6 protein-coding genes are annotated in these 7,696 nt (G+C 70.3%); 2 read left to right on the forward strand and 4 right to left on the reverse strand.

Going from position 1 to position 7,696, the window contains the following annotated elements; genetic code table 11:
* Positions 1-23: 23 nt before the first annotated feature.
* The gene (locus AC5020_RS12300) at positions 24-569 is read right to left on the reverse strand and encodes a hypothetical protein (RefSeq protein WP_464988506.1); all 546 of its coding nucleotides are present in this window, start codon (positions 567-569) and stop codon (positions 24-26) included.
* Positions 570-849: 280 nt separating this feature from the next.
* On the opposite strand from AC5020_RS12300, the gene AC5020_RS12305 reads away from it, so the two are divergent.
* A complete protein-coding gene (locus AC5020_RS12305; RefSeq protein WP_464988507.1) occupies positions 850-1,680 on the forward strand; it encodes a LysM peptidoglycan-binding domain-containing protein in 831 nt (276 codons plus the stop codon).
* Positions 1,677-2,078: an Rv3235 family protein gene (locus AC5020_RS12310; RefSeq protein WP_377017357.1), complete on the forward strand. Its 402-nt coding sequence runs from the start codon at positions 1,677-1,679 to the stop codon at positions 2,076-2,078. The genes AC5020_RS12305 and AC5020_RS12310 overlap by 4 nt, the downstream gene beginning before the upstream one ends.
* A 71-nt stretch (positions 2,079-2,149) precedes the next feature.
* Here the strand turns inward: AC5020_RS12310 and secA are convergent, their stop codons facing one another.
* The 3 genes from secA to hpf all read right to left on the reverse strand — a co-directional run.
* Complete coding sequence (gene secA, locus AC5020_RS12315) at positions 2,150-5,209, reverse strand: preprotein translocase subunit SecA (RefSeq protein ID WP_464988508.1); 3,060 nt, start codon at positions 5,207-5,209, stop codon at positions 2,150-2,152.
* Positions 5,210-5,308: 99 nt separating this feature from the next.
* Complete coding sequence (locus tag AC5020_RS12320) at positions 5,309-6,832, reverse strand: winged helix-turn-helix domain-containing protein (RefSeq protein ID WP_464988509.1); 1,524 nt, start codon at positions 6,830-6,832, stop codon at positions 5,309-5,311.
* A gap of 115 nt (positions 6,833-6,947) precedes the next feature.
* Positions 6,948-7,696 (reverse strand): ribosome hibernation-promoting factor, HPF/YfiA family (hpf, locus tag AC5020_RS12325; protein ID WP_464988510.1); only part of this gene is annotated, 749 nt, incomplete at its 5' end.

Below are 7,696 nucleotides of genomic sequence, written 5' to 3' on the forward strand. Positions count from 1 at the left end.
GGCTCCGGTGCCCGGTTCCGCGCTCACCGCGGGATGACAGCGAGCAGCGCCGAGGTGGCCACGGTGATCCGGGTCGATCCGGGCACGGTGCCGGATTCTCCGGTGGGCAGGGAATTCACATCGACGGTGTCCGCACCCACGGCGGCGATCCGCGCCGTGATGCTCCCCGCCGCAGTCTCCAGTCTCACGGTGCTCCGGTCCCGCGCGATCGCGCGCAGCACCGACCCCAGTCCCAGCGGCGAGCGCAGAGACTCCTCCGGCGGCCGGGCGCGCGTGGATAACCCCTGCACCAGCGCGATGGCTCCCAGAGGGACGACGGCTCGCCGCCCGCTGCCCTCCTCGCGCAGCGAGAGCCACTCCTGACCGACGTCCTCGACCACCCCTGACAGCCGAAGGCTCTGGCCGAGATGCAGGGTGATCGAGTGCTCCCCGGCACCGCGCAGCCGATCGGCGAGCGTGAGCTGTGCCCGCTCGGCGCGGGCCAGATCTTCGGAGACCGCTCGCATCTCTTCCCGCTCGTGGTGCGCGAAGCGCCCCTCGAGATCGTCGAAGATCCGCTCGAATCGCATGACGCCACTGTAGACGCGGCCCCTCCGACACCGTTCCTCCCCCATCACGATTCTGCACAACCGTTGAACAGACGTTGTGCTGTGGGCCACGGCACGCTAGTTTGCTCTATAGCACCGTGAATGACACCAAACTGCATCAAACGGCATGGACTGCAGAGGACGTGTCGCATCACGACGGGGGGACTCCATGGGGGTCGACGAGGACGCGGACGCGCCGCGCAGCACACGGCCTGCGTCGTCGCTGCTGAGCACCGTACTGGCGGCCGCAGGGACGACCGCGATGGCGACGACAGCATCCAGCCTGCTGCCCGCGGCGCTGACGGGCCACGGCGAGGAAGGACTGATCGCGTGGGTCCTCGTGGCCGCCGCCGGTTCAGGCGCGTTGCTCTGCCTGTATCTGACGCTGGTCTGGGCGCTCGCCTCGACCGTACTCATCGCGGGGCCGGCCACCCGGGTCGGCGCTGCACTGCTGGCCGCTCTGCGCCTGCTGGCACCCCGGATGGCACGCCGCGTGGCCGTCAGTGCGGCCGTGGCGACGACGGCCACCGGGCTGGTGCTCGTGCCTGCCACGGCCGCCAGCCCCGATGCGCAGTCCTCCGGTGCGGCGTCGCCGTCCTTCGCGATGTCCTCCGAGCTGACGCCCTCGGCTCCCTCCGAATCCGATCCGGACCCGGAGGCAGCGGCTCCCGCCTCGAGCGAGGAGGACGAGGGGACCCTGCCGGGGCTGGGGTGGGGCGACGGTCCCGCCGCCAGTGGCCACACGGATCCGGAGGGGCAGAACTCCCGGCCCGCGGACGGAGCTTCGGACCCGGAGCCGACGGAGGAGCCGGGTGCGAGCCCCGGTGCTGGCAACGCACCCGACAGCGGACCGGACGCGACCGGTTCGTCACCCCGGACCGAGGGGACCGTGATCGTGCGCCCCGGAGACACCCTCTGGAGCATCACGGACGATCTGCTCGGCACGGCGCCCGACGACCCCGCCGACATCGCCGCCGCGTGGCCACTGCTGTATGAGGCCAACCGGGGCGAGGTCGGAACCGATCCCGACCATCTCGAACCCGGGCAGGAGCTCACCGTGCCCTCGACCATTCCCATCCAGGAGCAGCCATGACGACCACCGACCAGCGCGCCGCCCGCGCGGGCGACGCCTCCGAGACCCTGCCCGCCGACGATCCCCGCGTGGTCGAACGGATGGTGGAGCCCGTGGCCCGCCGGGCCGTGGAGATCGTGCGCGACATGCGCCCGGAGAACGCACTGGCCCGGATAGTGACCCCGGAGGTCGCGAAGCTGCTGTCCCGCCGTGCGGCCCTGACGCGCCGGCTGCGGGCAGCTACGGGCTACGCTCCGCCGCAGCGACTCCTGGTCACCGGCGTGCGCACCTGCGTGGTCAACGAGCAGACCGTCGAGGCGAGCTGCGTCCTGCGCGAACCGGACCGCGCGCGATTCCTCGCGATGCGATGGGAGCTGCGGCACTCAGGATGGCGCGTCACGGTTCTGGAGATCGGCTGAACAGCCGAACGTCACCGCGACACGGCAGCGGTCTCGCCCGACGAGCCGAACAGCCCTTCGGGCGAGCCTGATCAGCGCCGGCGGCGACTGCGGCGCTGGGACCGGTTCTGCCCGGCTCCCGTGGGAGCGCCTTCCGGCTTGTCCTGCGGCGTATCACTGACGGCGCGCTCGCCGGCGGGAGCCTTCTTGGCTCGTCGTGCCTGTCGGCGACGCTGGGCACGAGAGAGCGTCGAGCCATCCTGGACGCCGGTGCCCTCCGCCGAGGTGTACCGCAGCTGCCCCGAGCTGGGACGGTCATCCAGACCCTTGGCGGTGATCACGACCTGGTTCTCCTCCGCGAGGACGTCCGAAGGCGCGTCGGCCTCCTCAGCGGATTCCTCCGGAGTCGCCGCCTGGGGCTCGTCGGCCTCGGCCTCAGTGTCGGCGTCGGCGCCTGTCGCCGAGCCCGAGCTGTCAATGCCCGCCCCCGCGTCGGCCGTCCCGTCGTCCGCCGCCTCGTCGGCGGCCTCACCATCGGCAGCCGCGGACGTGCCGGTACTGCTCGACGCTGCCGCCGCTCCCACCACGGCCTTCTGGCCGCCGGAGGGGCGCAGCAGGTTGCTCACCGATTGCGGGACCACGGATTCGGTCTTCTCGACCTGCACCTCGAGGTTGTAGATGTAGCCGACCACATCCTCCTTGATGCCCGCGATCATCTCGTTGAACATCAGGTGGCCCTCGCGCTCGTACTCGATGAGCGGGTCGCGCTGGGCCATGGCTCGCAGGCCGATGCCCTCCTTGAGGTAGTCCATCTCGTAGAGGTGCTCGCGCCAGCGACGGTCCATGACCGACAGCAGCACTCGCCGCTGCAGCTGGTGCAGACCCTCCTCGCCGAGCTCCTCGGCGCGCTTCTCGTACGCGACGCGGGCGTCGGCGAGGATCTCCTCCTTGAGCACGGCGGCCGTGAGGTCCTCCTTGCCGCCGACCTCTTCGATCAGCTCCTCCGCCGTGATCGAGACCGGGTAGGCCGGGCGCAGCGCGCCCCACAGCTCCTCGAGGTCGTAGTCCTCGGGGTTCTTGCCCTTGGTGTGAGCGTCGATGGTGCCGCCGATGACCTCGTCGATGAACCGCTCGACGTGCTCGTCGAGGTCCTCGCCCTCGAGGATGCGGGCGCGCTCCTCGTACAGCTTCTTGCGCTGCTTGGTCAGCACGTTGTCGTACTTCAGGACGTTCTTGCGGATCTCGGCGTTGCGCGACTCGATGGAGTTCTGGGCACGCTGGATGGCGCCGGAGACCATGCGGCCCGTCAGCGGGATCGATTCGTCGACCCCGCCGCGGGCCAGCAGGGACTCCGCCGCGCCCGAGTTGAACAGGCGCATCAGATCGTCCTGCAGGGACAGGTAGAAGCGGGACTCGCCCGGGTCGCCCTGGCGGCCGGAACGGCCGCGCAGCTGGTTGTCGATGCGGCGGGACTCGTGGCGCTCGGTGCCCAGCACGTACAGGCCGCCGAGCTCGACGACCTCATCGTGCTGCTCGGCCACGGCCTCCTTGGCCTTCTCCAGTTCCTCGTCCCAGGCGGCCTCGTAGGCCTCCGGGTCCTCCTCGGCGTCCAGACCGCGCTTCTCCAGCGCGGCGTGCGCCATGAACTCGACGTTGCCGCCGAGCATGATGTCGGTGCCGCGACCGGCCATGTTGGTGGCCACGGTGACGGCGCCCTTGGCGCCGGCCATCGCGATGATGGCGGCCTCACTGGCGTGGTTCTTCGCGTTGAGCACCTCGTGGTCGACGCCCTGCGCGGTCAGCAGCTTGGAGAGGTACTCCGACTTCTCGACGCTGGTGGTGCCCACCAGCACCGGCTGTCCCCGGTCGTGGCGCTCGACGATGTCCTCGACCACGGCGTCGAACTTCGCCTTCTCGGTGCGGTAGATGCGGTCGGGCTGGTCCTCGCGCTGCATCGGCTTGTGCGTGGGGATGGGCACCACACCGAGGGAGTAGGTGTTCATGAACTCGGCGGCCTCGGTCTCGGCCGTACCGGTCATGCCCGCGAGCTTGTCGTAGAGCTTGAAGTAGTTCTGGAGGGTGATCGTGGCCAGAGTCTGGTTCTCCGCCTTGATCTTCACCCCCTCCTTGGCCTCGATGGCCTGGTGCATGCCCTCGTTGTAGCGACGGCCGGCAAGGATGCGGCCGGTGTGCTCGTCGACGATGAGCACCTCGCCGTTGAGGATGACGTAGTCCTTGTCCTTCTTGAACAGCTCCTTGGCTTTGATCGCGTTGTTGAGGAACCCGATCAGAGGCGTGTTCAGGGACTCGTAGAGGTTCTCGATGCCCAGGTGGTCCTCGACCTTGTCGATCCCGGACTCGAGCACGCCGACGGTGCGCTTCTTCTCGTCGACCTCGTAGTCGCGGTCACGGCGCAGCAGCTTCACGACCCTGGCGAACTCGCTGTACCACTTGTTGGCGTCACCGCTGGCCGGGCCGGAGATGATCAGCGGGGTCCGGGACTCGTCGATGAGGATGGAGTCGACCTCGTCGACGATCGCGAAGCTGTGCCCGCGCTGGACCCGGTCGTCCGGCGAGAGCGCCATGTTGTCGCGCAGGTAGTCGAAGCCGAACTCGTTGTTGGTGCCGTAGGTGATGTCGGCGGCGTACTGCTCACGGCGCTCGGCCGGAGTCATGCCGGACTTGATGACCCCGGTGGTCAGGCCCAGGCTGCGGAACACGCGGCCCATCAGATCGCTCTGGTAGCCGGCGAGGTAGTCGTTGACCGTGACGATGTGGACGCCCTTGCCGGCCAGCGCGTTGAGATACGCGGGCAGGGTGGCGACCAGTGTCTTGCCCTCACCGGTCTTCATCTCGGCGATGCTGCCGCGGTGCAGGGCGGCACCGCCCATGATCTGCACGTCGAAGGGGCGCTGGCCCAGGGTGCGGTCGGCCGCTTCGCGGACCGCTGCGAAGGCCTCGACCAGGATGTCGTCGAGGGTCTCGCCGTCCTCCAGCCGCTCCTTGAAGCGGTCGGTCTCCTCCCGCAGCTCGTCGTCGCTGAGTTCGCTGAAGACGTCCCCAGCCTGACCCACCTTCCGCGCGATGACCTCGAGCCGGCGCAGTTCCCGGCCTTCGCCGGCGCGCAGGATCTTGTCGAAGAGGTTGACCACTCGTGCTCCCGTGAATGTCTGTATACGTCCTCGCGGACGGTTGGTGCCTGACCCATCGTAAGCGTCAGGGCAAGTGGAGATGACGGGATGCGGGCACCGTCACGGCGCGGCGCCGTCCGCGGCGGCCCGGGCGGACACCGCTGGGACAGGATCTGCGGTGCCGGTGAGAGGATCTGCGGTGTCTATGGCAGACGGTGTCAGATCCTCCGCGTCTGCTGCGTCCGCTGGGTCTGCTGCGTCCGCTGGGTCTGCTGTGAACGCCGGCGGGGCCGAGGTCGCCGCCTCCACCTGCTCGGCCAAAGAGCGGGCGAGCTCGCCGGTCCCGGGCCCGGTGAGCACATCGATCCGCTCGAGTCCCTGCCAGTGGGCCGCGCGCTGCAGCTCCCCCGCCAGCGCCCGGGCCACGGAGTCATCCCCGGGACGCTGTCGCGAGGGCAGGTGGGGCAGCGGTTCGCGGAAGGTGCCGCGGACCTCGAGCACGCCGCGGGCCCGGTCCGCCTTGAGGTCCACCCGAGCCGGGATGACGTCCCCGTGCAGGAAGAGCAGCGAGTAGTACCCCGTGGTGCGGCGGTGTGCGGGGGTGTAGATGCCGATGCGGTATTCCACGTCGAACAGCTGGGACAGCCGCGGCCGGTGGAAGACGATCGGGTCGAAGGGGCTGACCAGGGCGGCGGTGCGCAACGGGGTCGGCCGCGGCGCCTCCCGGTGCAGCAGCATGGGAAGGCGACCGGCGGGGTGGACGACCTCGACCTCGGTGAGCTCCCCGGTGGCCAGCAGATCCTCGACGGCGGGCCGCGCCTCGCGCATCCGCAGCCGGAAATAGTCGGCGAGCGCCCCGACGTCGGCGATGCCCAGCGAACGGGCCGCCAGGGCCACCAGCGCCCGGACCGCGTCGGCCTCGTCCTGTGCACCCGGCGTGCCGGAGACCTCCGGGGCCTCGGACGTCGGCTCCTCCCCCGAGCTGCCGGACTCTTCCTGCTCGCCGGCCTTCGCAGGGTCGAGCGCGGACGGGGCCGCGTCCTCGTCGAGCACGTAGAGCCGTTCGAACTGGGAATTGCGGCCGACGGCGTCCAGCGCTCCGGAGCGGAACAGATACTCCACGGCCCACTGGCTGGAGGTGCGCCGCCACCCCCACCCCTCGCCGCGCTCGGTGTCGCCCAGATGCCGGGACACGGCCGCGGCGCTCGCGGGGCCGAGCTCACGGAGGGCCGCGAGGATGTTCGCCAGCAACTGCGGCGAGGACGCCGCGGCCGCGCGCACCGCGCCCCAGTCCTGGCGGGCCGCGGCGCGACGGCGGAAGGCCAGCAGGCGATGAACCTCGTGAGTCGTGTAGGCGGCCTCGTGGGCCAGGGCTTCGCGCACCAGTCGGGCCGGGCCGGGGCGGGCCAGCCGATCCAGCACCGCGGGGTCCCAGCTGCCGGTGCGCGTGAAGACCGGCAGGTGGTGGGCGCGGGCGAAGATGCTGACGGAGTCGATCTGGAGCAGATGGGTGCGGGCCAGGGTGCGTTCCAGCGCGCGGCGACTGGCGGCCGCCGACGGGACGGCCGTACGGCGCGCGGGCCCCATCCCTTGGGCGCGGAGGGCGATGCGCCGTGCCTGCGTCCAACTGATCGTGGAGGTCACCGGTGGGTCTTCCTGTCGGGCTGTGCGGGGACGGAGGGTTCGGGACGAGGGGTCCCACAGCACCGGGCGGGAGGGCGCGTATCGCGCTCCTCCCGCCCGGAGGTGTCTCGGGGTCTCAGGACGACTGCAGCTCCGAATCGAGCTCGATCACACCGTAGTTCCAGCCCTTGCGGCGGTAGACCACCTTGGGGTTGCCGGAGTCGGCATCGACGAAGAGGAAGAAGTCATGGCCGACGAGCTCCATCTGGTACAGGGCATCATCGACGGCCATGGGTGTGGCGCGGTGCTTCTTCTCGCGGATCACCACGGGGCTGCCGGACTCGGCCACATCCAGCTCGGAGACGTCCGCAGGGTTCGCGGCCTCCGACTGGTCCGGGTTCTCGGGACGCTCGGGATCATCGGTCTCTCTCCGGGTCCCGTCGGCCCCGGAGACGCTCGCGCCGGCGGCGGCCCGCGGCTCGGTGGCGGGTTCCACCGGCGTCTCCTGGAGCGGGACGGGCAGTTCCTGGTCCGCGGGCATGGTGCGCACGCTGGCACCGGTTCCGTGATGGGCGCGGTCGCGACCGCGGTGACGGTCCTTGCGCCGGTCCCTGGCACGGCGGAGGCGTTCGAGCAGCTTCCCGTAGGCGATGTCGAGGGCGCCGAAGAGGTCGTCCGCCCGGGCTTCCGAGCGGATCACGGCGCCGTTGTCATGGACGGTGAGCTCGACACGGTCGCTGAGCTCGCTCTGCCTGGGGTTCTTCTCCTGTGAGATCTCCACATCCACTCGCAGCGCCGTGGGGGCGAACTGGGTGACCTTGTCGAGCTTGTCGGTGAGATGGCGACGGAAACGATCCGGGACGTCCATGTGACGTCCGACGACAT

The sequence above is a fragment of the Brachybacterium sp. SYSU DS0246 genome, from assembly GCF_059391765.1.